The organism is Mesorhizobium japonicum MAFF 303099, from assembly GCF_000009625.1.
Lineage (GTDB): Bacteria > Pseudomonadota > Alphaproteobacteria > Rhizobiales > Rhizobiaceae > Mesorhizobium > Mesorhizobium japonicum.
Genome location: NC_002678.2, coordinates 532,966 through 556,674 on the forward strand (window position 1 = coordinate 532,966; position 23,709 = coordinate 556,674).

Here is a 23,709-nt window from a genome sequence, read left to right on the forward strand (position 1 = left end):
AAGGACGCATGCTGCTGAAAAAGATGAGGGAAAACCGTTGGCTATCATCACGATTGAGCAATTGCCGGCATGGCTCGCCGACGGCAGGACGCTGGCGGGGCTCGATCTCGGCGACAAGACGATCGGCGTCGCGGTTTCCGACCGGGGGTTCGCCTTCGCTCACCCGCGCCCCGTCATCATGCGACGGAAATTCTCGCTCGATGCCGCCGTGCTCCTGGCCTTGCTGAAGAAGGAGAATGTCGGCGCGGTGGCGATCGGGCTGCCGATCAACATGGATGGGTCGGAAGGTCCGCGCGCGCAGAAATCGCGCGCCTTCGTGCGCAACATGGCGCAGCTGAGCGACCTGCCCTTCGTGTTCTGGGATGAACGGCTGTCGACGGTGGCGGCCGAGAGGACGCTGATCGAAATGGATTTCTCGCGCGCCAAACGTGCCGGCAAGATCGATTCGGCGGCCGCGGCCTTTATTCTGCAGGGAGTCTTGGACCGGCTTCAGTCGCTCGATTCAGCCGCTCGAACGGAATTGGGCGGTCGAACGGAGCCGGGCCCGACCGACGCCGCTTGACCCAGTCCAGAATTTCGCGGCGGCGGCGAAAAGCCCATATCGCCATCAGCAGAAACCCGTCGAAGATACAGGCCTTTCCCACCATCCCCGGGATGATGGCCGGATCGATGCCGAGCATCTGGCCGTAAAGCTGGAACACGAAATCGTGCAGCTGCCGGGTCAGCATCACATAGCCGAAATTCATGTCGTTGAGCGACAGGTAGAACCAGCCCCAGAACAGCGCCATCGGGGCCGCCCACAATGCGAAGATATAGCGCATCAGCGGCCTCCCCTCCCGTTCGGCCCGGCCCGGCCCGATATCAGGGAAAGCAGCGAATTATGGGCCGCCGCCTTCGCCATGCTGTGCGCCGTGGCGCGAAAATCGGCGTCATCCGACGCGGCCGCGGAGCGCCGCTCGGCGAGCATCGCGACATAGGAGGCCAGAAGCGCCGCCAATTGCACCGCAACGACCATGAACAGCCCGTTGATGCCTTGCGCGGCGCCACCGATCAGGATCATCGACAGGACGCCGGACGCGGAAATGAAGGCGATGCGAACGACGCTGTCGGCGCCTGGGCTGGCCGCATCGTTGATCAGCGTATCGACAAAGGCCCAGAAGAACAGCACGGCCACGACCAGCAAGGCGATCGCCAGCGGCGCGACCACGACGACGTTCTGCAGATCGACGAACCGGGCGCTCTCGACGGTCACTCCGAGCACGCCGAGGGCAGCCGTCACACCGCGGTCTCCATCGATGCAGATCAGCGCCAGCAGGGCGAAGACAATCGCCCAGTGCACAGACAGAAAGGAGGTCAGTACGTGTCGCATCGTGGTTCCTGCTTCGGCAGGAATGACAGTGGGCTTTGCCGCCCGCCGCCGCAATGGAAACCATTTGTTAAGGTTAACGGCGATCCACAGGACGCACCCACTGTTCCCAGATGCGCTCAACTGATCGAAGAATCGGGCGATGCGGCCGCTCTCGGCTCAGTTCACCGGCGGATAGAGCGTGTCGATGATCATGCGCGCGTCATGGCGCGAATCGATCATGCCGTAGGTGTTGCGCCACTGGCCGGCCAGGCGGGTCTCGACGAAGGCATCGGCAATCCGCCCTGCCCCCAGCCGGCGCAGCTCCGCCGCGGCGGCCGACAACGCCAGCTGTTCGGTCAGCAGCCGGGCCGAGCCCTCATCGGTCAAAGCCACCTGCATCGCCGCCTTCAACACGCCGATCGTGCCGCGCCCACCGGCGCCGAGGTCGCGGTCGATGCCGGCCAGCACCTCTTCGAACAGGCCGGGCGCGCGCCCGAGCACGCGCAGCACGTCGAGCGCCATGACATTGCCCGACCCTTCCCAGATCGCGTTGACAGGCGCTTCGCGATAATAGCGGGCGAGCGGCGCCTCCTCGACGTAGCCATTGCCGCCGAGACACTCCATCGCCTCGTAGAGCAGCGGCGGCGCGATCTTGCACACCCAGTATTTAACGACCGGCGTCATGGCGCGGGCAAACGCCGCTTCGCCGCGATCGCTCGCCGCCTCGTCGAAGGAGCGCGCCAACCGGAACGACAGAGCGGTTGCGGCGGCAACATCCAGCGCCATGTCGGCCAGCACGCGTTGCATGAGCGGCTGTTCGATCAAGGTAGAGCCGAACACCTGGCGATGGCGGGCATGATGAACCGCTTCCGCCAGCCCTGCCCGCATGATCGCCGAGGACGCCACGGCGCAATCGAGCCGGGTCAAGGTCACCATGTCCATGATCGTCTTCACGCCGGCGCCGGGCTCGCCGATCATCTCGCCGATGGCGTTGACGAACTCGACTTCGGAAGAGGCGTTGGAGCGGTTGCCGAGCTTGTCCTTCAGCCGCTGGAAGCGGAAGCCGTTGCCCGATCCATCGCCGAGGACGCGCGGCACGAGGAAGCACGACAGTCCTTCCGGCGCCTGAGCCAGCACCAGGAAGGCGTCCGACATCGGTGCCGACATGAACCATTTGTGGCCGGTCAGGCGATAGAAGCCGCTGCCGGCGCGCTCGGCCCTCGTCACATTGGCGCGCACATCCGTGCCGCCCTGTTTTTCGGTCATGCCCATGCCGAGCGTCAGCCCGGTCTTCTCGACCGGCGGCTTCTGGCTCTGGTCGTATTTGCGCGTCGTCACGCGCGGGGCCCATTCGCGAAACAACTTTGGGCTGGCCATCAACGCCGCCAGCGAGGCGCTGGTCATGGTGATGGGGCAGAGATGCCCGGTTTCGAGTTCGGCGGTCAGGTAGAAGCGTGCGGCGCGCACCTGATGGCGGCGGCCGATCTCGGCATCGCCATTTTCCCAAACCGAGGAATGCAACCCGTTGGCCACCGAGCGGCGCATCAAGGCATGGTAGGCGGGGTGGAACTCGACCAGGTCGATGCGCCGTCCCTGGCGGTCATGGGTCCTGAGCTTCGGCGTCTCGACATTGGCCAGGCGCGCCAGCTCCTGCGCCTCCTGCGTCAGCACGAAACGGCCGAGCCCGTCGAGGTCTTTGCGCACCGGGTCGGAAAACCGCTCGGCAAGCTGGATCAGCAACGGATCGCCCCGCCAGGCGTTGCCGCCCGTCAGCGGCGGCGGCTGGTTCGTCACGTCGTCGGTCACGCTTTGTCCTTGTCGCAAGAAGACTTCGAATCCGAAGCCATCGGCTAGATATAGCCAAGCGTTGCCGCGCGCGCGACGAAAATACCGGGGAGAACAGCGCCAATCCAAAGCTGGCGCTTGCGGGCGCAAAATCCGCACCCTATAGCAGCCCCTTGAGATGACCGACGCTTCGTCCCTGCCACTCTACCCTCACCGCCATCTTCTGGGCATCAGCGATCTTTCGCCCGCCGACATCGAGCTGTTGCTCGACCGGGCGGATCGGGCCGTCGCGATTTCGCGGCAGTCCGAAAAGAAGACCTCGACGCTGCGCGGCCGCACCCAGATCAATCTCTTCTACGAGGCCTCGACCCGCACGCAGTCCTCTTTCGAGCTGGCCGGAAAGCGGCTCGGCGCCGATGTCATGAACATGTCGGTGGCAAGTTCTTCCGTGAAGAAGGGCGAAACGCTCATCGACACGGCGATGACGCTGAACGCCATGCGGCCCGATATATTGATCATCCGCCATCAGTCGGCGGGTGCTGCCGCCCTGCTGGCGCAGAAAGTCGGCTGCTCGGTCGTCAATGCCGGCGACGGCGCGCATGAACACCCGACCCAGGCGCTGCTCGACGCGCTAACCATCCGCCGCGCCAAGGGGCCGCTGTCGAAGCTGATCGTGGCGATCTGCGGCGACATCCTGCATTCGCGCGTGGCGCGCTCCAACATCATGCTGCTCAACGCGCTTGGCGCGCAGGTGCGCGTGGTGGCGCCTTCGACGCTGCTACCGTCCGGCATAGAGAAGATGGGCGTCATCGTCACGCGCTCGATGGCCGAAGGCCTCAAGGACGCCGACGTGGTGATGATGCTGCGCCTGCAGCGCGAGCGCATGGAAGGCGCCTTCGTGCCTTCGGTGCGCGAATATTTCCGCTATTTCGGCCTCGATGCCGAGAAGCTGAAGGCCGCCAAGGGTGACGCGCTGGTGATGCATCCCGGCCCGATGAACCGCGGCGTCGAAATCGCCTCGGAAATCGCCGACGGCCCGCAAAGCGTGATCCAGGAGCAGGTGGAGATGGGCGTCGCCGTGCGCATGGCGGTGATGGAAGCGCTGCTCGACCCCCGTCGTAATCAAGAGGGCCGCAAACAGGAGGGTCGCGGCGCATGAGCACGACAGTCTTTGAACGCGCCCGCATCGTCGACCCTTCGCGCGGCATCGACGAAGTCGGCTCCGTCATCGTCGAGGGCCGCAAGATCGTTGCCGCCGGCAAGGCGACGTTGAACCAGGGCGCGCCCGAGGGCGCTATCATCGTCGACTGCGCCGGCAAGGCGATCATTCCCGGCCTGATCGATGGCCGCGTCTTCATCGGCGAGCCGGGCGGCGAGCATCGCGAAACCATCGCTTCTGCCAGCGTCGCCGCGGCCGCCGGCGGCGTCACCTCTGTCGTCATGATGCCCGATACCGATCCGGTGATCGACAATGTCGCGCTGGTCGAGTTCGTGCTGCGCACCGCCAAGGACACGGCGATCGTCAACATCTTCCCGGCGGCTGCGATCACCAAGGGCCTCGACGGCCGCGAGATGACCGAGTTCGGCCTGTTGCGCGAGGCCGGCGCCGTCGCCTTCACCGATGGCCGCCACACCATCGCCAGTTCACTGGTGATGCGCCGGGCGCTCACCTATGCCCGCGATTTCGGCGCCACCATCGTGCACGAGACGCAGGATGCCGACCTCGGTTCGTCAGGCGTGATGAATGAAGGTCTGTACGCCAGTTGGCTCGGCCTCTCCGGCATTCCGCGCGAAGCCGAATCGATCCCGCTCGAGCGCGATCTGGCTTTGGCGCGGCTGACGCGCGGCTCCTACCATGCGGCAAAGATCTCGACGGCGATGGCGGCCAACGCCGTGACGCGCGCCAAGGCTGACGGCGCTGCCGTAACGTCAGGCGTGTCGATCCACAACCTGTCGCTCAATGAAAACGATGTCGGCGAATACCGCACCTTCTTCCGCCTGACGCCGCCATTGCGCGCCGAGGAAGACCGGCTGGCGATGATCGAGGCGGTCAGGGACGGCACGGTCGATATCATCGTCTCCTCGCACGATCCGCAGGATGTCGACACCAAGCGCCTGCCCTTCGCCGACGCCGCGGCCGGCGCCATCGGGCTGGAGACGCTGCTGGGTGCCGCCTTGCGGCTCTACCACAATGGCGACGTGCCCTTGCTTCGGCTGGTCGAAACGCTGTCCACCGCGCCGGCAAGGCTGTTCGGACTGCCCGGCGGCACGCTGACGCCGGGCTCAGTCGCCGACCTCGCGCTCGTCGATCTCGACGAACCCTGGATCGTCAGCGAAAGCGGCATCCGCTCGCGCTCGAAGAACACCTGTTTCGAAGGCGCGCGCCTGCAAGGCAAGGTCTTGCAAACGCTGGTCGCGGGCCGCACAGTGTTCTCGGCATAGACCGGGAACGGGCGTCGCGCCTGATCGGGCTGCGCTGGGGAAATGCGGGGGAAACAATGACTTACGGCCTAATCCTGGCGCTGGTATTCGGCTACCTCTTGGGCTCGATTCCCTTCGGGCTGCTGCTGACGCGCGCCGCCGGCCTTGGTGATGTGCGCAAGATCGGCTCCGGCAATATCGGCGCCACCAATGTGCTGCGCACCGGCAACAAGGGCCTGGCCGCCGCGACCTTGCTGCTCGATGCGCTGAAGGGTACCGCCGCTGTGCTGATCGCTGGCCATTTCGCACCGGAAACGGCGGTCTGGGCCGGCCTGGGCGCCTTTCTCGGCCATCTCTTCCCGGTCTGGCTTGGCTTCAAGGGCGGCAAGGGCGTCGCCACCTATCTCGGCGTGCTGATCGGCCTTGCCTGGCAGGTGGCACTGATCTTCGCCGTCATCTGGCTGGCGATGGCATTCCTGTTCCGCTACTCGTCGCTCGCGGCGCTGACGGCAGCCGTCATCGTGCCGATAGCCCTCTACTTCCTGAGTGCGCCGCAGATTGCCGTTTTGTTCGTGGTGATGAGCATCATCGTCTTCATCAAGCACAGGGCGAACATTTCGCGGCTGCTTGCCGGCACCGAGGGCAAGATCGGAGCCAAGGGGTGAGCGAGCGCGCCGCCGCGATGAGCGAGCCGGCCGCCGGGCCGCGCCTCAGCGACCGGCAGCGGCTGAACTGGCTGCGGCTGATCCGCACCCAGAATGTCGGCCCCGCTTCCTTTCGCGACCTGATCAACCGTTTCGGGTCAGCCGAAGTGGCGCTGGAAATCCTGCCGGAACTGATGGTTTCGGGCGGTGCCAGCAGGATCGCCCGCATTCCGTCAATCGCTGAGGCCGAGGCCGAACTCGAGGCAGCCCGCCGGGCTGGCGCGCGTTTTGTCGGTATCGGCGAGCCCGACTATCCCCCGCTGCTGAGAAGCATGGACAATCCCCCACCTCTTTTGGCGGTCAAAGGCAATGCCGCTGTCTTCCGGCTGCCTGGGGTCGCCATCGTCGGCGCCCGCAATGCATCGCTGGCCGGCATCAAGATGGCGCGTATGCTGGCGGCTACCCTTGGCGGCGATGGCTACGGCATAGTCTCCGGCCTGGCGCGCGGTATCGACACGGCGGCGCATCAAGGCAGCCTGCAAACCGGCACGATCGGTGTGCTCGCCGGAGGCCTCGACCTGCCCTACCCGCCCGAAAATGCCGGCCTATGCGCGGAAATCGCCGAGCGCGGCGCCGTCATCTCCGAAATGCCGTTCGGCTGGCAGCCGCGCGCTCAGGATTTTCCACGCCGCAACCGTCTTGTCGCGGGTGCTGCCCTCGGGCTGGTGGTGGTCGAGGCCGCCCAGCGTTCGGGCTCGCTGATCAGCGCCAGGCTTGCCGGCGAAATGGGCCGGCTGGTTTTTGCCGTGCCGGGCTCTCCGCTCGATCCACGCGCCGCCGGCACCAACGGTTTGCTCAAGGACGGCGCCACGCTGGTCACCGAGGCATCGGACATTTCCAGGGCGATCGCGCCGCTGACCGGCATGCGAGCGCCCGCTGTGCCACCGTTCGAGGATCCGCCCGACTTTTCGGCCACACCGCCACCCGGCGAGAGCGACCGCGCCAAGGTCATCGAAGCGCTAGGCCCGACACCGGTGCCAGTCGACGAGATCATCCGCCACACCGGCCTTCACCCGGCCCAGGTCTTCATGGTTCTGTTGGAACTCGACCTCGCCGGCCGGCTCGAACGCCATGCCGGCGGCAATGTTTCGCTGATTTTCGGGGAAGGCTGACCGCAGCCGTCAATGGCGGTTGGGTTCCTTCTCCCCGGTCTCGGCGTAATCTGGCGTGTTGGCTCCAAACAGATCATTTTCGACAGCCTTGCGCCAGACTGCGTCCGCGTCTTCGGGACGCAACCGCTGAGCTGCCGCCTCACCGCTTTGTGGCGCAGCGTGCCGCCGGAGCCAGGCGGGCATGACTTCCCGAATGAGGCTGGTCAATTGGGTCATTGCAAACTCCTTCCATGCGCGCGAACCGGGATTGCCTCAGGGCAATCCGGTTCATTTGGGCATTGCGGCCAGCGTCGCCGCTTTCGCGGTCTCGCTCCTGCTCATCTCGTCCAGCCAGGCCAAGGCCGCGTCCACGCCGGCCAGTGCAAAAGGTGCAGCTGTCGATCCCTGCGGCTTTATGCGAACCGAGATGCCGTCCAATTCGTTGACGGTCTCGAACCCGTTCTCGTCGGATGTATCGTCCCCGAGGAACACCGGGCGCCGTCCCCTGAAAGCCGGAATTTGCATGAAGCGCCGGATGGCTGCTCCCTTCGCCGCCTCCAGCGGCATCAGTTCCACACCGGCATTTCCGGCCAAAACCCGGTATCCCGCAGGCAATCTGTCTAGTGCCTGTTCGACCAACTCCGTCGCGCGTTGAAGCAAATGCGGTGCCGCGCGTGTATGAATGGCCAGGATGGGTCCCTTGCGCTCGATATAGACATCTGCATTGTCCAGTTCCGTCGCGATTTCGTTGGCAAGAGCTGCAATATCAGCCGGCTCGCTGGCCGCCTCGACCGGACCATCGCGCGCCAGCCTGTGCTCGAGGCCGTAAAGCCCCGCGGCGCGCAGCCTGAGAGGCCGGAAGAGATGGTCGACGGCGGCGATCGAGCGTCCCGTGATGAACGCCAGTGCTCCGTCCAGTTGCGCTTCGAGCCGCACCAGCAGGGTGCGCAATTCATCACCGACAACCACCGCATCGGGATGCGCGGCATGTTCGAGAAGCGTGCCGTCGATATCGAGGAACAGGCTGCATGGCCCTTGCGGAACGACAGGCACGGCGAGGTTTGGCGAGAGAGAGATCATAGCGCCGCCACGCGTCTGCGATCGAGCAGCGATATGACATTGGCTGGGGCCGCTGGAGCGGCGCTGACGGCGCGATCGACCGCGTCGCGCTTGCGCAAGCGCGCCGCATCGAGAAGCATGCTGCCGGCCCACCGATAGACGTTGTTGTCGCGTACGATCTCGCGCATGCGTCGCATGCGCTGGCTTTGCTCTTCCTGCGACATGGTCAAGGCCTGCAGCAAGGCATCTCCCATCATAGCCGCGTCATAGGGATTGACGATCAGTGCGTCCAGCAGCTCTTTGGAGGCGCCGGCGAACATGCTGAGCAACAGCACGCCCTGTTCGTCCTCACGCGCCGCGACAAACTCCTTGGCAACCAGGTTCATGCCGTCATGCAGACTGGTGACCATGCAAACGTCGGCTGCACGGTAGATTTCGTAGACCTGCTGCTGCGAGTGATGTTCCGTTATCATCAGGACTGGTGTGTAGCCTTCGCGACCATAGCGCTGGTTGAGATCCTCGGCATGGCGCAGGCACTCCTCGTACAATTGTTGATAGGCAGGCAACGTGCCGCGGCTGGGCGCAGCGATCTGCAGGAACGCCACCTTGCCGATCCATTCGGGATGAAGCGTCAGCAGTTCGTCGAGCGCGTTGAAGCGATCGAGGATGCCTTTGGTGTAGTCGAGACGTTCGACGCCCACGCACAGCTTGACATTTTCGGCCAGGCCGAATTTCTCGCGAACCTGCCGGCGGCATTGCGCCACGTCAGGCAGTTTGCCCAATTGCGCCGGCGGCCACTCGATTGAGATCGGATAGGCATGGACCAGGCTGATCTGGCCGCCATAGGAAATGGCCGAATCCTCGCGCTCGATCCGGCTTTCCAGGAAACGGTCGACGCTGTCGATGAAGTTGTTGCAATGGAACTGGGTGTGGAAACCGACGATAGAACTGCCGAGCAGGCCGTCGAGAATCTTTTCGCGCCATGGGCAGATGCTGAACACCTCGGAATTCGGCCACGGAATATGCCAGAAGGTGATGATGATCGCCTCCGGCAGCCGTTCACGGATCATTCGCGGCAGCAGCGCGAAATGATAATCCTGGACCAGCACGATGGGCCGTTCGTTGCGGGCTTCCGCGACGACGGTGTCGGCGAATTTGCGGTTGACCGCCTCGTAGGCCTCCCAATCCGAGGCGCGGAATATCGGCCGGGTGAAGGCGATATGGCACAGCGGCCAGAGGCCTTCATTGGCAAAGCCGAGATAATAGCCTTGCTGTTCTTCCTCGCTCAGCCAGACACGGCGCAGCGTGTAGGAAGGGTTGTCCGGCGGCACCTCGATCCGGTCGTTCTTGTCGACAACCAGCTTGTCGGCCGAACCACCGCCATAGGCGATCCAGGTGCCCGCGCAGGCACGCGTGATCGGCTCCAGGGCGGAGACGAGCCCGCTGGCGGGTACGACCAGCTGGATGTCGTCGCCCTCGCGGTTGTGGATATACGGTTCACGGTTTGAGACGACGATCACCTGGGCATCGGGAAGTTCGGTCGCCAGGATGTGACGCAGCGTTTCGGGCGACCATTGCACCAGTGCCGCGGCCGCCGACTGCCCGTTCTTCTCGAATTCCGGCAATGAGCCGCGAGCAGGGTCAACCCCCGCAACGGCCAGCCTGCGGCCCTTGCGCGCCCGAAGCATCATCGTCACCAGCACAACCGCCAGGACGCCGACAGCGACAAGAACAAAGAGCCACAATGCGAATACGGGAACGACTAGATACGAACTGTTGTCGGGCATTGAAATCGATTACCTTTCAATGGGATACCGCAGCGGCTTTAAGAGCTGGAGTTTCGGCACCCCATGGCGTGGTGGTCCAACGCTCACGGCGCGGGATGGTTCCGATTTTTCAGCTCCTGACCACGAGCGGCACCAGCCCCTCATGCGGTTCGGCAAGGAAGGCGCCGACGCGATCCCCGACGCGCTGGAATGTCAGATCCACCGCCGCCTGCCCTACCGAAAGATGGCGGATGACGAGGTTATCGATGCCGATCGGCAGGCGCGGCCGCGTCACATGGATTTCACCTGTCCAGCCATCGATTTGCAGGCCGAGGCATGATTGCATGAGCATGAAGGCGGAGCCGGCGGACCAGGCTTGCGGCAGGCAGGCCACCGGATAGGCGATCGGCGCTTCACCGGCCGCACGCGTGAAGCCGCAAAACAATTCGGGCAGTCGCATGTTGAAATGAACGGCGGATTCGAAGGTGCCGCTCATCAGCCGCACGACGCTGTCGCGGCTGCCGTATCGCGCCAGTCCGGCAGCGCAGATCGCCGTATCATGCGGCCAAATGGAGCCGTTGTGATAGGACATCGGATTGAAGAAGATCGCATCGTCGGCCAGCGTCCGCAGCCCCCAGCCAGAATGAAACGACGCTGACAGGAGCTGGTCGGCAACCATGCGCGCGCGATCCGGACCGGGAAGGCCGACATAAAGCAAGTGACCGGCGTTGGACGTGCGCACCTTGCAGGGTAGACCATCGCCGTCCAACGCTAGCGCATAGTAGCCGAGGTCTTCCATCCAGAAATGGCGCTCGACTTTTTGGCGAATGGCATCGGCGCGTATTTCCCAGCTCTCGGCGCGTTCCGCCTCGCCACGCAGCCGTGCCAGCTTCGCCAACCCCTGGAACGCCGCGAAGACGTAGCCCTGCACCTCGACCAGCGCGATCGGCCCCTTCGGGATGCGGCCATCGGCGTGGAAGACAGAATCGAAACTGTCCTTCCATCCCTGGTTGGCAAGGCCGGATTCCGCGGCGCGCTGGTATGTGAGGAATCCCGTCGAACGGCTCGCCGTCTCGATCCACTCGGCCGCGGCGCACAGTGATGGCCACAGCGTATCGATGAAGGCCGTATCGCCCGTGCGGTCAGCATAGGCGCAGGCAAGATGGATATAGAGCGGCGTCGTGTCGACGCCGCCATAATAGCGGCCGAACGGCAACTCGCTCAGCGCCACCATCTCGCCCTTGCGGGTCTCGTGCATGATCTTGCCGGGTTCGGAATCGCTGAAAGGCGATGTCTCGGTTGCCTGGTGCTGGGCCAGAAACGCTAGGACGCCCCGCGCCAGGCCGGGATTGAGCCAAAGCATCTGCAAGGCCGAGATCACGCCATCCCGGCCAAACGCGGTGGAGAACCAGGGAATGCCGGCATAGGGATAGGGCCCGGTCGCCAGTTCCGTGGTGAGCAGCGCGACGTCGGCGCGCGCGCGCTCCATCCAGTCGTTGAAGACGCGACCGGAACTGTGCAGCGTCGCGCCGTGCCGGCGCTTGGCGCGCATGCCGAAGCGAGCGCGGGCGGCAGCCGCGCGAAACCGGCGGCTTTCGGGGCGATCGTCTGTCGCGTTGCCCACTTCCACATAAAGCGTCTGGCTGCTGCGCTTGGTGACGGCGATGACGAAATCGGCGCGTTCGGAAGTCAGTTGATCGGGCGTCTGTGAGAATGAAATCGCCGATGTCCGCACGACCTTGTCCAGGCCTTCGTAGCGAAGCACGACCGCGTTCCCTGCGATCTCGGCCGTATCGGCGGTTCCACGCTTCAAGCGGGTCGAGCCGCGGACCTCGAACATGTCGCGGAAATCGGCGGCAAAACGCAGCGACAGCAGGATCGTCGAATGCTCGCGGCTGTAGTTGGACAGCGTTATGCGCTCATACAGCCTTTCCTCCCACAACAGCCGCACGCGCTCGATATGCATAGCGCCTTGCGGAATCTGGCGGCCAGCGGCGCTCTCGATCGGCAGATTGGTGAGGTTGGTGGTGAAGAGCACGTTGTCCTGGCTGAGCGACGCGCCCAGCAACGACGTCGACCGCCCGCCGACGGTGAGGCGAAATTCGGAGAGCACGCGCGTGTCGTCGCGGAAGAACCCATCGCCGACACCGCGTATGTCGCCATAGGCATCGGCAACGGCAAAGCAATCGCCATGCTTGAGGGCGAACAGCCGATGCGGTTCCCTCGGCGCGGTTTCGTCCAGGGAAGCCAGAGCTATGGCAGGATCAAGCTTGCGCTCGTCGAGTTGGGTGATGGTCAACAGGATTGTCCCGTGCTGGGTTTTTCGGACGGTGAAGGCCTACGAAGCTCTGCTTTGCTCATGGCCGTTGCGCAGCCGGGAATAAGCCTCGACGTAGTCCCTGGCCATTCTGTCGGCTGAAAACCGCCTTTCGAACACCGCCCTTATGCGCCGCCTGTCGAGCTGCAGAAGAGCCGGCATCGTGGCGACCGCATCCTCGATGGTTTCGACGACGAAGCCGGTAACCCCATAGTCGACAATTTCGGGCATGGCGCCGCAACTCCAGGCCATGACCGGGGTTCCACAGGCCATGGCCTCGATCACGGCAAGACCGAAGGGTTCGGGCCAATCGATCGGAAACAGCAGGGCGGCCGCATTGCCAAGAAACCTGCTCTTCTGGTCCTCGCCGATTTCGCCGACATATTCGACCCGGTCGCCATCGATCATCGGTTGGACGACTTCCTCGAAATAGGCGCGGTCGCCATCGCCGATCTTGGCCGCGAGCTTGAGTTTCAGCCCGGTGCGGCGGGCGATCTCGATCGCCCGGTCCGGCCGCTTGTCGCGCGACATCCTGCCGAGAAAGGCAAGATAGCCGCCATCCGAACCCGCCTCGAAATCGGGTTCGTAGAGATCGACGGGCAGGCCGTGATGGATCGTCGCAAGCCAGTTGGCCGACGCAAACCGCGCCCGCTGGCTGCGCGATATGGAAACCATCGGGAAGCGCGGGAACCGGTCATAGGCCTGCGCGAGATCCGCGTAATCCAGCCTGCCATGCGGCGTCGTCACCGTGCGCTGCGGCATGTCGCGGAAAAACGGGAAATGCAGGAAATGGCTGAGGTGGAAATGAATCACGTCAAAATCGTCGGCGCGTTTCCTCACCTCGTCGAGCATCGACAGATGCGCCGCGATCTCGGACTTCAGCGGGCGTGGATCGAGGCGAAGCGCCCGCTCGCGGCAGGGCACGAGTTTGGCGGAGGTCTTCGTGTCGCCGCTGGCGAACAGCGTCACGTCGTGGCCGAGGTCGACGAGGGCTTCGGTCAGGTAGGAAATGATGCGCTCGGTGCCCCCGTAGAGCCTTGGCGGAACGGATTCGTACAGTGGCGCGACATGAGCGATCTTCATGGCCCGGCCTTCCCTCAATGCGCTGGTCATGGAACGAAATGCTTCAGCCGCAGGATCGTTCCGGCCCATTGGCGGGTGCGACGAAATGATCGAAGGACATTTGATGTCCGATCAAGCCGCCCTATTTCCTTTTGGCCGCCGAATTTGCACGCACGGCAGCCCAGGGAGGCTTCGGTGGAACCCAAGGATGTGCAGGAACCCAGGGACATTGCAGCCCGCCGCCTGAGCATGGTCATCGAACAATATGTCGAGGCCAGAAAACGGCGTTATGACTTCGTGTCGACGGATCAGGCCGCCAGGGTGATCCGCAAGATCCTGAAACCCGCGGACCCAGCCCTCTCCGACCGCAAGCTCGACGATATGGTCACTGCCGTCGCCGTCAAGAACGGCCTGGCGGTCGCCTTCGATCGTGGCGTCAGAGCACCGACCGATGGCACCGAGGCCGACCTGAGCAGAAAGGAACCGACCATGCGAGCACCAAGGGAGACTCCCGATGTTGCCGGCGCGGTGGACGCCATTCTGGCCACCCAGGCCGCCCCGCTTTCCCAAAACACCCCGCTTTCCCAATTGACTCCGCTTTCAATGAGGGCGGTGATCTCGCTGTTGCGCGAACGGACCGGCACCAAGCGATCGGACGCGGATCTGGAAGGCCTGATCGCCAAGAAGGCGGCGGTCCTGGACGTGCACTTGTCGCGGAACGGCTGAACGGTCGATCGCGACGCGCTGCGGCGGCCTGCGAGCGAGGCTAATGTCCTCGCTCGCGACATTCGGTTGCAGCCGAAAGCCACGGATCGGCCCCACGACGCCCTCGAACGAAACAAATCCTGTGTCCGGCCTTTCCCATGATCGGCACATCCTGTAATTGCCCGCAGGTTAAGGCTATTGCGCTGCAGCTGGGGCTGGACTGGCTCAACCGGAACGTTATCTGATCGGATCTTACCTACAAAAACGTGTGTTTCGCCGAATGGCCGATAAGTTTGGTTCGACGTCGAAACGCTCGTCGAAGGACTACCTGGCTTTCCTTGACGGGCTCCGGGCCATCGCGATCCTGTCAGTCGTATTCTACCATCTGTATGGCGACCGCCTCCCCAATGGCTTTCTAGGGGTTGATGTTTTCTTCGTAATTTCTGGTTTCGTCGTCAGCTATACGGTGTCGCGGCGCTACCGGGGCCAGTCCGCTTTTCATTTTGTCTTGGAATTCTATGCGCGCCGGTTCACAAGAATCATGCCGGCCCTGTTGCTGTGCTTGCTGGTCAGTGCGCTCGCCACCTTTCTGTTTGTTCCGGACGCCTGGCTCAGCACATCAATCAGCCAAACCGCCTCTTCCGCCTTCGTCGGCCTGAGCAACATCTTCCTGGCCAGGGGAACCGACTATTTTTCACCCGTGACCGAGTTTAACCCATTTACCCACACGTGGTCTCTTGGGGTTGAGGAACAATTCTACATTATTTTCCCGCTGCTGTTTTTTCCTTGGGTTATAGGACCGCGCGGGAAGAGGTTTTCGGCGCTTGTTTATGGTGCGCTCGCCATCGCGTCGGTGGCGATATGGTTTCATCTTCTGGCTGCGAATCCGCTTCACGCTTTCTACATGCCCTACGCCCGCTTTTGGCAGTTGGCATGCGGCATATTGTGCTTTCAGCTCGTCAGCCGGATAGGGGAACTGACGGGCTTCGAAAGGCATTGCAATCTTGCAGCCACGATCGCGCTAATAGGCCTCTTGGCAACATTCGCGCTCGACTTCGGCAAGGACTCTCATGGGCTTGAGAACCTCGCTGCAGTTGTCTGCACAACTGTCTTGATCGGATGCCTCTACTATCTGGGAAGCGATAGAGCGCCGCACTTTGCGGTGTTGGAAATAAAGCCGGTCAGGTTCGTCGGATGGATCTCATATTCCCTCTACCTGTGGCATTGGCCAGTCTTCGTGATGGCAAGATGGACGATAGGCATCGAAACCACCGCCACAAAATTAGCAGCGTTGCTGGTCGCCGTGGCGTTCAGCCTCGGCTCGTATTTCTGGATCGAAACACCGACGCGCCGATTGCGGCTTTTGAGAACCGCCCCTGACATAGCCGTTGTCGCCCTCTTTCTGGCTGTCATCGCTGCTGCATTTTTCGGCTTCAAACTGATGGGCGACAATCGATATGAAATAGCCTTGAGCACAGTCATGAGGAATCGAGGCGAATGGTATGGGACCTCGCCAGACACCTCTCCTCAATTTCCCGGTTGCGTCGTCGTCACGGAAACTGCGGAAGAAGCGCAGTTCTTTACCAAAGGCGGGTGCCCAGGCGACGGGCACAATGAGACCTTATTCGTGCTGGGCGACTCTCACGCGGGAGCCTACATTCCACTCCTGAAGCGTTTCACGCTCGAAACCGGCATCCGAACAGTGGTGGTGTCGACCGCCGGTTGCCCGTTTCTCAGCTTGAATCTTCGCCGTGACACTGAGCCAACGTGCGCTCATGCCACGACTGCCGGTGCAGCCTACATAGCCAGGATTGCCAAGCCTCGCGACGTGCTGTTCCTGCCCTCGCTCCGGCTGACGCGACTTAGTCTTCAATGGGCTGCTGGCTCCGACAGCAACACGGAGAACAGCGAGCAGGAAAGGCAACAAGCCGTCAAGAACGCTATCGATCAACTTACCCACCTCTCCAAAGCGGGACTGTCGATTGTTTTCGAAGGTCCAAAGCCAATCTTTAGGGCCTCGGCCTTTCGATGCAGTGATTGGTTCAATTCAATGAATCCGTCCTGTACCAACGGATTCGACATCGATCGAAAGCTGATAGAAAATCTTCGATCACCAATTTTGAAGGGCTACGCTGAGATATCAGCAGCTCTGCCGAACATTCACGTCTGGGACCCTTTGCCTACGCTCTGCCCGCAAGTTACATGTTCGGCATTCAGGAATGGACACCCGTTGTTCTTCGACGGCGATCATGTCACGGCCTATGCCAATTCGCTTCTGTTGGAGAACTTCGTGTCAGAGATCGAGTCCACAATTTCAAAAGACCAAGCAGCACGCTTTGGGATGTAAACCACCTGCCGGCCGACTTGGCGCTGCGCATGCGGTCCGCCAAGGTCTCGCAGCTATTTGGAAAGGTTCTTCGGCCTGATTTGTTCCGGGTTGCGGCGCGGTGTCTGGAACAGCCGCGAACGCGCTCGGACGCAGTCACCCTCGCCTGCGAACCCTGAGAAACATTCTTCTGATGAAAAGCGGGATCATGCCGTTGTAGAGCCCTTTGATCTCATTGACGAAATTCGAAAGGCGCGACAACTCGTCGTCAATTCGATGCAATCTGGCCTGGCTGTCCTGGGCCACCCTGTCGAGCGAAGCGGAGGCATCAAGGATCGGTTTTGCGATTTCGGGTCCGATGGCTTTGACCTGCTCGCCAAGCTCTACCAACGACGCGACATTGCTCTCCAGCGTTTTTGTGTTTGATTGCAGCAATTCCACAAGCGCGGTCTGGTCTGGCGAAACCTGCCATCCATGAACCTCTTTCACAATATGGGCCCATCTGCGGGGCGCAACCGAAACGCCGATTTCCTCTATCCAGCGCGCGGTTGCCAGCGACCGCTCGTCGGCAGTCGTATTCGTCTGCGCCTGTATGGCCTGATTGTAGGCCTTGAGATGCTCTTGAACGAAGTGCGAGACATCAGCCACTTCACGGAAATAGGCACAAACCTTCGCGGCATCGCCGGCATCGAACCGCGAGATCGCCTCCATCAGGTTCTCGACGGTGGTCGGCCTCGTCAGAAGACCAACCCCGAGGTTCATGCGCCGCCATGCCTCCATGTTCGCTGTATCGAGCAGGCCGGCGAAGCCACGCGCGTCGCAGACGACGACCGAACAGCCCACCGCGGCCGCTTCAAGGGCCATACGGGCGGTTGCAAAGACGATGTCGTATTCAGGCAAATCCTTTTCGAGCTGATGGGAAAAGCGTTCGGTAGCCGGACCCACCTCATCCAACGCGATATTGCTCTTCGAGCAGGCCTCACGCACCGCCTGCTGGTGTTCGAAATTCTTGGTCAGCAGCAGCGCTCTGGCGGGCCTGGAAGGTAGCGGCAGGCGCGGCTTGAAACGGTGAAGGTCGACTGCGTTGTAGATGAGGTCCAACCTGTCAGCCGGTACACCGCGCGACAAGCACTTGGCCTTGCACGCTTCGTCGACCGCGATCCAGCGGCGTATCTGCGGATGAAGCATGGGAGCTTCGATCTCAAAGAAAGCGCTATGACAGGAAAACACGGCAGGCACGTCGGGAAACCGCGCCAGCGCCGTCAGGCAAGGCGTCAAATGCTGGCCATGGATGATGTCGGGCTTTTCGACAATCTCGGCAATCCGGTCCACCACATGGTGTCCCCGTCTGCGCATTCTGTCGGCCATGTCGCCAAGTGTTGGCGCCAGCACCATGGTTTGATGACCGGCGCCGCGAAGCCCGTCGGCCAGCAATTCGACAACCACTTCGGTGCCGCTGTTGTGCGATACGAACAGATTGGTGATGAGAACCCGCAAATGCCGCCTCCGGTCTGTTTCGCAACCCACCACATTGGCGGCGAGGGACAACAGATGCTAGGCAGCGTTCTTAGTTTGAAGGCATCGACCAGACAAGTTTGTACAAAATTTGCCTCGGCGCCTGCTCCAATGTTGGGAAGCCTTTGACGGCTGATCGCCTTGGATGCAATTGAAAAACACAGATATATGCCAAAGCCTGGATTGGAGCCGTTGTTTGCCCGAAAAATTACAACATGTGCTGATCCTTGCGCATCCAGGGCATGAGCTTAGGATTCATCATTGGATTGAGCTGAGCAAACCGCGAATCTACCTTTTGACGGATGGTTCGGGCGGACGCCATTCTGCCAGAACCCAATATTCACGCGACCTCGTGGAAGCTGCCGGTGCAACCGCCGGCGCGGTGTTCGGCGATATGCCTGATGCCGTCTGGTACAAGGCGCTGTTGGCTGGAGACAGCGGCTTCTTTGCCGATGTGCTGGCGAGGATCCATGCCGATCTGTCTGATATGCAGGACGTGCAGATCGTCTCGGACGCCGTCGATGGCTACAATCCGATGCACGATCTGGCCTATGCATTCGGCGATGCCATCAACCGGCTGCTGCAAAGGCCGGCTCGCAAGCAGCTTTGTTCCGCCGCGGTTCCCAACGTGCCAGGGGCTGTCGAGGTGGAAATCCAACTGGATTCGGCTGCGCGCGCCAGAAAGATGGCTGCGGTCAAAGCCTACACGCCATTGGCGGATGAAGCCCGCCAGATTCTGGATCGGGACCCGCAGTGCTTCGACCGGGAACTTCTCATCTCGCAGCACTTTGACTGGGATGCGCCGTGGACGCCGGACTGGGAGCGCATCGGCAAAGAGCGGGTGGCGAACAAAGTCTACGACAGATGCATCACCTACAAGGAAAATGTACAGCCGGTCGCGCAGCGACTGATGTCGGAAGGCGACCGAACTCACGCGCCGCGGAAAGTCCAGCGTCTGCCTTCCCGGGCCTAGCCAAGGGTCTCGACGATTGCCTGTGCATGAAACAATGGTGAGCGCGATGGGATTCGAACCCATGACCTACTGATTAAAAGTCAGTTGCTCTACCGGCTGAGCTACGCGCTCCCGCGGGCGCGAAAGGGCGGCCCTCGAAATTGCGCGGAACATAGGGAGAGTGCCTCGACCGGTCAACCGGAAAAAGAGCATCCGCAAGCCAGACTTCTCAAGCATTTCCACCGAGGCACCCTGCCCGCTTCGTTCAACGGCGCAACGCCCCTGGCAAAGCGACGGCATCACCTCTTTTCAGCTCAGCTGGCAGGCCAGAGAAACATTACAAATCAGCAACTTGGGATTTAGCGAGGAACCTTACACGCTACCGCTCGTTGTCTCGCCACAAGGGACGTCAATCACCCTTTCGAAGGAGAAGACCATGAACAAGATCGTATCGGGTATACTGGCGGCCACTTTGTCCGTTTCGTTTGTAGCGGCCGCGATTCCGGCCAATGCCGCTCAGATGTTCGTGCCGCAGGCACCGGAGGCCTCATCCAATACTCTGAACGTTGAAGCCCGCAACGGTGATCGGAACTTCCAATGGCGTCATAACCGCTATGGCAACCGCGACTTCGGCGTCCGTCGCAACTTTGCCCGAAACAATGACGGCGGCGCCTACTGGAACGGTCATCGCGGCTATCGTGAGTACCATCGCGGCTATCGTCGCCATGGCGACAACTGGTTCCCGCTGGCGGCCTTCGCGACTGGCGCCCTGATCACCGGCGCGATCGTCAACAGCGAGAACAACCGCTTCCACGAAGGCAATGCGCATGTGCAGTGGTGCTACGACCGCTATCGCAGCTATCGTGCTTCGGACAACACATTCCAGCCGAACTACGGACCGCGTCAGGAGTGCCGTTCGCCTTACTGACCCCAGGTATCGGCAGCTGAGTACAAGGCCCGCGTCGGAAACGGCGCGGGTCTCTCTTATGCGCTTAGCGTCCTGCGCACAGCATCGCGCCAGCCTGCCAGCTTGGCGGATCGTGTGGCGATATCCATCTCCGGCTTGAACCGCCGCTCAAGCGCCCAGCTCTTGGCGAATTCCTTCGCCTTGGGCCAGACACCAGCCTTCGAGCCGGCAAGCCAGGCCGCGCCCAGCGCGGTCGTCTCAAGGATGGTCGGGCGATCGACCGGCGCGTCGAGTATGTCGGCCAGCCGCTGCATGGTCCAATCCGACGCCACCATGCCGCCATCGACCCTCAGCACCGTTTTGGCCGAAGTGCCCTTCCAGTCCTTGCGCATGGCGTCGAGCAGGTCGCGGGTCTGGTAGGCAACGGCCTCCAGAGCGGCGCGGGCAAATTCTGCCGGTCCGGAATTGCGGGTCAGTCCGAAGATGGCACCGCGCGCCTCGGCATCCCAGTGCGGCGCGCCGAGGCCGACGAAAGCCGGCACCAGATAGACGTTTTGCGTCGGGTCGGCCTCATCAGCCAGTTTGCCGCTCTGCTCGGCCTTGCCGATCACCTTGATGCCGTCGCGCAGCCATTGCACGGCAGCCCCTGCGATGAAGATCGAACCTTCCAGCGCATAGGTGGTCTTGCCGTTCAGCCGATAGGCGATGGTCGTCAAAAGCCGGTTCTTCGAACGCACCAGATCGCTGCCGGTGTTGAGCAGCGCGAAGCAGCCGGTGCCATAGGTGGATTTCATCATGCCCGGCTCGAAGCAGGCCTGGCCGATGGTCGCGGCATGCTGGTCACCGGCAACGCCGAGGATCCTTATCTCGGCACCGAACAGATCTCTCTCGGTCACTCCATAGTCATCGGCGCAGTCCTTGACCTGCGGCAGCAGTTTCGCCGGAATGTTGAGAATGGCCAAAAGCTCGTCGTCCCAGGCGTTTTCCGCGATGTTGTAGACCAGCGTGCGCGAGGCGTTGGTGGCGTCGGTGGCGTGGACCTTGCCGCCGGTCAGCCGCCAGATCAGAAAACTGTCGATGGTGCCGGCCAGCAATTCGCCTTTCTCGGCGCGCTTCCTGCCGCCCTTCACCTTGTCGAGTATCCAGGCGATCTTGGTGCCCGAGAAATAGGGATCGAGCAGCAAGCCGGTCTTGCGCGTGAATTTCTTCTCCAGCCCCTGCTTCTTCAGTTTCTGGCAGAGCGGCGCGGTGCGGCGGTCCTGCCAGACGATGGCATTGTGGATCGGCTTGCCCGTCGCCCTGTCCCAGACGACGACGGTCTCGCGCTGATTGGTGATGCCGATGGCGGCGACATCCGACGCGGCTTTGCCGGCATTCTTCAGCGCAGCCTTCACGGTCGTCACAACACTCGCCCAAATCTCTTCCGGGTCATGCTCGACCCAGCCGGAGGCCGGATAGTGCTGCGCGAATTCCTTCTGGCCGCTGCCGGCGACTTTCATCTGGCCATCGAATAGGATCGCCCTGGTCGATGTCGTTCCCTGGTCGATTGCCAGCACAAAACCGCTCATTGCGTCCTCCGCCTTCACACAAACAGGGGAGACGGCAACATGCCGCCTCCCCCAATTTCACACGGGCGCGAGCGCCCGCATAGGACAGTCTTACTTCTGCCAGCTCTTCACCAGTTCGTCGTAGTTGATGGTGATCGGCTTGTCCTTCTCCTGCTCGAGCTTCAGCTGAGGCGCCAGATTGCCGCCTTTGACCGCGTCGGCGTTCCAGTAGGCAAGGTCATGCTCTTCGGCCATCTTCGGTCCGATGTCGCCCTGGACGCCGGATTTCTCGATACGTGCCATGACTTTTTCCTGATCGGCGCAGAGCGAATCCATGGCTTCCTGCGGTGTCTTGGCACCAGACGATGCGTCACCGATGTTCTGCCACCAGAGCTGCGCCAGCTTCGGATAGTCCGGCACGTTGGTACCGGTCGGCGTCCACTGCACACGGGCCGGCGAGCGATAGAACTCGATCAGGCCGCCGAGCTTCGGCGCACGTTCGGTGAAGCTCTTGTCATGGATGGTGGAGTCGCGAATGAAGGTGAGGCCAACCTGGCTCTTCTTCACGTCGACGGTCTTCGAGGTGACGAACTGGGCATAAAGCCAGGCGGCCTTGGCGCGGTCGGTCGGCGTCGACTTCATCAGCGTCCAGGAACCGACGTCCTGATAGCCGAGCTTCATGCCGTCCTTCCAGTAGGAGCCGTGCGGAGACGGCGCCATGCGCCACTTCGGCGTGCCGTCGTCGTTCATGACCGGCAAGCCGGGCTTGACCATGTCGGCGGTGAACGCGGTGTACCAGAAGATCTGCTGGGCAACATTGCCTTGCGACGGCACGGGGCCGGATTCGGAGAAGGTCATGCCCTGGGCTTCCGGCGGCGCATAGGCTTTCAGCCAATCAAGATACTTCTGGATGGCATAGACCGATGCTGGTCCATTGGTGTCGCCGCCGCGCGCGGTGCACGAGCCGACAGGCCGCGACTTCGCATCGACCTTGATGCCCCATTCGTCGACCGGCACACCGTTCGGCAGGCCCTTGTCGCCATTGCCGGCCATCGACAGCCAGGCGTCCGTGAACCGCCAGCCGAGCGACGGATCCTTCTTGCCGTAGTCCATGTGGCCATAGACCTTCTTGCCGTTGACGTCGCGGCCGGTGAAGAATTCGGCGATGTCCTCATAGGCCGACCAGTTGACCGGCACGCCGAGATCATAGCCGTACTTGGCCTTGAAGTCGGCCTTGTTCTTCTCATCGTTGAACCAGTCGTAACGGAACCAGTAGAGGTTCGCGAACTGCTGGTCGGGCAGCTGGTAGAGCTTCTTGTCCGGCGCGGTGGTGAACTTCGTGCCGATGAAGTCGTCGACGTCGAGCATCGGATCGGTAACGTCCTTGCCTTCGCCCGCCATCCAGTCGGTCAAATTGCGCACCTGCTGGTAGCGCCAATGGGTGCCGATCAGATCGGAATCGTTGACCCAGCCGTCATAGATGTTCTGGCCGGTCTGCATCTGGGTCTGGATCTTCTCGACGACGTCGCCTTCCTGGATGACGTCATGCGTGACCTTGATGCCGGTGATGGCGGTAAAGGCCGGCGCCAGCACCTGAGACTCGTACTGGTGGGTGGTCAAGGTTTCCGACACGACTTTGATGTCCATGCCGGCGAAGGGCTTGGCGGCGTCGATGAACCACTGCATTTGCTTTTCCTGGTCGGCGCGCGAAAGCGTCGACACGCCGCCAATCTCTTTGTCCAGAAAGGCTTTTGCTTCATCCATCCCGGCGTAGGCATTGCCTACACCGAGCAATAGGACAAGGGCCGTTGTTGATGTTAAAAATTGCCGTCGCATGTGTTTCCTCCACTGTTTCAGGTTTCAAGTGCGATCTGGAGCGGTGGCCGGCACGCTGCCGCTCCAACAGTTTCCCCCTCTATACGTAGCGGAACACGCCGATGGCGTAGACCACGGAGAGAGCGAGAGCCCACCACAGGTTGGATCCAACGAGACCCAGCCAAGCGAGATGGATATAGGCGCTGCCAAGCAGCGACAGGAAAAGACGATCGCCGCGTGTCGTCTCGAAGCGCAGGATGCCGACGCGTGGGTTGCCGCCCGGCGAGGCGTATTCCCACGCCGCCATGCCGCACAGCAACAGCAGAATGGTCGCGAAGAAGGCCGCCGTCGGCCACGTCCACGCCATCCAGGAGAGGTCGAAATTCATG

Annotated in this window: 21 protein-coding genes and 1 tRNA gene; 9 read left to right on the top strand and 13 right to left on the bottom strand. The window is 62.2% G+C overall.

Annotated features, from left to right (window positions below):
- Positions 1-37 precede the first annotated feature (37 nt).
- A complete protein-coding gene (gene ruvX, locus MAFF_RS03875; RefSeq protein ID WP_032930345.1) occupies positions 38-562 on the top strand; it encodes a Holliday junction resolvase RuvX in 525 nt (174 codons plus the stop codon).
- Here the strand turns inward: ruvX and MAFF_RS37425 are convergent.
- The 3 genes from MAFF_RS37425 to MAFF_RS03885 all read right to left on the bottom strand — a co-directional run bounded on the left by MAFF_RS37425 (position 462) and on the right by MAFF_RS03885 (position 3,154).
- Positions 462-821: a DUF6105 family protein gene (locus tag MAFF_RS37425; RefSeq protein ID WP_064987072.1), complete on the bottom strand. Its 360-nt coding sequence runs from the start codon at positions 819-821 to the stop codon at positions 462-464. The two genes, ruvX and MAFF_RS37425, sit on opposite strands and share 101 nt — an antisense overlap.
- Complete coding sequence (locus MAFF_RS03880) at positions 821-1,369, bottom strand: hypothetical protein (protein WP_010909580.1); 549 nt, start codon at positions 1,367-1,369, stop codon at positions 821-823. Before MAFF_RS03880 ends, MAFF_RS37425 begins: the two co-directional genes overlap by 1 nt.
- A 156-nt stretch (positions 1,370-1,525) precedes the next feature.
- Entirely contained in the window at positions 1,526-3,154 is a 1,629-nt protein-coding gene (locus tag MAFF_RS03885) for a DNA alkylation response protein (RefSeq protein ID WP_044547669.1), read from the bottom strand.
- Between the two features lie 157 nt (positions 3,155-3,311).
- Here MAFF_RS03885 and MAFF_RS03890 point away from each other — a divergent pair, with 157 nt between their 5' ends.
- From MAFF_RS03890 to dprA, 4 genes are read left to right on the top strand one after another with little or no spacing between them, the layout of a single operon-like run.
- On the top strand, positions 3,312-4,292 hold the full coding sequence (locus tag MAFF_RS03890) for an aspartate carbamoyltransferase catalytic subunit (protein WP_010909582.1): 981 nt from the start codon (positions 3,312-3,314) through the stop codon (positions 4,290-4,292).
- Entirely contained in the window at positions 4,289-5,575 is a 1,287-nt protein-coding gene (locus tag MAFF_RS03895) for a dihydroorotase (protein WP_010909583.1), read from the top strand. The genes MAFF_RS03890 and MAFF_RS03895 overlap by 4 nt, the downstream gene beginning before the upstream one ends.
- 56 nt (positions 5,576-5,631) lie before the next feature.
- The gene (plsY, locus tag MAFF_RS03900) at positions 5,632-6,219 is read left to right on the top strand and encodes a glycerol-3-phosphate 1-O-acyltransferase PlsY (protein WP_010909584.1); all 588 of its coding nucleotides are present in this window, start codon (positions 5,632-5,634) and stop codon (positions 6,217-6,219) included.
- Between the two features lie 17 nt (positions 6,220-6,236).
- Positions 6,237-7,370, top strand: coding sequence for a DNA-processing protein DprA (gene dprA / locus MAFF_RS03905; protein ID WP_010909585.1), 1,134 nt, complete (start codon positions 6,237-6,239; stop codon positions 7,368-7,370).
- Positions 7,371-7,379: 9 nt separating this feature from the next.
- Here the strand turns inward: dprA and MAFF_RS03910 are convergent, their stop codons facing one another.
- The 5 genes from MAFF_RS03910 to MAFF_RS03930 all read right to left on the bottom strand — a co-directional run bounded on the left by MAFF_RS03910 (position 7,380) and on the right by MAFF_RS03930 (position 13,574).
- A complete protein-coding gene (locus tag MAFF_RS03910) occupies positions 7,380-7,586 on the bottom strand; it encodes a hypothetical protein (RefSeq protein ID WP_032930350.1) in 207 nt (68 codons plus the stop codon).
- Between the two features lie 51 nt (positions 7,587-7,637).
- Entirely contained in the window at positions 7,638-8,429 is a 792-nt protein-coding gene (gene otsB / locus MAFF_RS03915) for a trehalose-phosphatase (protein WP_010909586.1), read from the bottom strand.
- Entirely contained in the window at positions 8,426-10,195 is a 1,770-nt protein-coding gene (locus tag MAFF_RS03920; RefSeq protein WP_044547671.1) for an alpha,alpha-trehalose-phosphate synthase (UDP-forming), read from the bottom strand. The genes otsB and MAFF_RS03920 overlap by 4 nt, the downstream gene beginning before the upstream one ends.
- A gap of 109 nt (positions 10,196-10,304) precedes the next feature.
- Positions 10,305-12,467 (bottom strand): amylo-alpha-1,6-glucosidase, encoded by a 2,163-nt coding sequence (locus MAFF_RS03925; protein WP_044550483.1) that lies wholly within the window; start codon positions 12,465-12,467, stop codon positions 10,305-10,307.
- 45 nt (positions 12,468-12,512) lie between these two features.
- Positions 12,513-13,574, bottom strand: coding sequence for a glycosyltransferase family 4 protein (locus MAFF_RS03930; protein ID WP_010909589.1), 1,062 nt, complete (start codon positions 13,572-13,574; stop codon positions 12,513-12,515).
- A gap of 174 nt (positions 13,575-13,748) precedes the next feature.
- On the opposite strand from MAFF_RS03930, the gene MAFF_RS40230 reads away from it, so the two are divergent.
- On the top strand, positions 13,749-14,279 hold the full coding sequence (locus MAFF_RS40230) for a hypothetical protein (protein ID WP_244420712.1): 531 nt from the start codon (positions 13,749-13,751) through the stop codon (positions 14,277-14,279).
- 259 nt (positions 14,280-14,538) lie between these two features.
- Entirely contained in the window at positions 14,539-16,605 is a 2,067-nt protein-coding gene (locus MAFF_RS03945) for an acyltransferase family protein (protein WP_010909591.1), read from the top strand.
- Between the two features lie 135 nt (positions 16,606-16,740).
- On the opposite strand, the gene MAFF_RS03950 is transcribed toward MAFF_RS03945, so the two are convergent.
- The gene (locus MAFF_RS03950; protein ID WP_244420713.1) at positions 16,741-18,132 is read right to left on the bottom strand and encodes a glycosyltransferase; all 1,392 of its coding nucleotides are present in this window, start codon (positions 18,130-18,132) and stop codon (positions 16,741-16,743) included.
- A 112-nt stretch (positions 18,133-18,244) separates the two neighbouring features.
- Between MAFF_RS03950 and MAFF_RS03955 the strand changes: the two genes are divergently transcribed.
- Positions 18,245-19,072, top strand: a complete 828-nt coding sequence (locus tag MAFF_RS03955; RefSeq protein ID WP_010909593.1) for a hypothetical protein — start codon at positions 18,245-18,247, stop codon at positions 19,070-19,072.
- Positions 19,073-19,107: 35 nt separating this feature from the next.
- On the opposite strand, the gene MAFF_RS03960 is transcribed toward MAFF_RS03955, so the two are convergent.
- Positions 19,108-19,183, bottom strand: a tRNA-Lys gene (locus tag MAFF_RS03960).
- A gap of 304 nt (positions 19,184-19,487) precedes the next feature.
- On the opposite strand from MAFF_RS03960, the gene MAFF_RS03965 reads away from it, so the two are divergent.
- Complete coding sequence (locus MAFF_RS03965) at positions 19,488-19,979, top strand: BA14K family protein (protein WP_032930355.1); 492 nt, start codon at positions 19,488-19,490, stop codon at positions 19,977-19,979.
- A gap of 56 nt (positions 19,980-20,035) precedes the next feature.
- On the opposite strand, the gene glpK is transcribed toward MAFF_RS03965, so the two are convergent.
- The 3 genes from glpK to MAFF_RS03980 form a co-directional block, all read right to left on the bottom strand.
- Positions 20,036-21,526 (bottom strand): glycerol kinase GlpK, encoded by a 1,491-nt coding sequence (gene glpK / locus MAFF_RS03970; protein WP_010909595.1) that lies wholly within the window; start codon positions 21,524-21,526, stop codon positions 20,036-20,038.
- A 90-nt stretch (positions 21,527-21,616) separates the two neighbouring features.
- Complete coding sequence (locus MAFF_RS03975; protein ID WP_010909596.1) at positions 21,617-23,341, bottom strand: ABC transporter substrate-binding protein; 1,725 nt, start codon at positions 23,339-23,341, stop codon at positions 21,617-21,619.
- Between the two features lie 79 nt (positions 23,342-23,420).
- Positions 23,421-23,708, bottom strand: a complete 288-nt coding sequence (locus MAFF_RS03980; protein ID WP_032930358.1) for a DUF2160 domain-containing protein — start codon at positions 23,706-23,708, stop codon at positions 23,421-23,423.
- Position 23,709 lies beyond the last annotated feature (1 nt).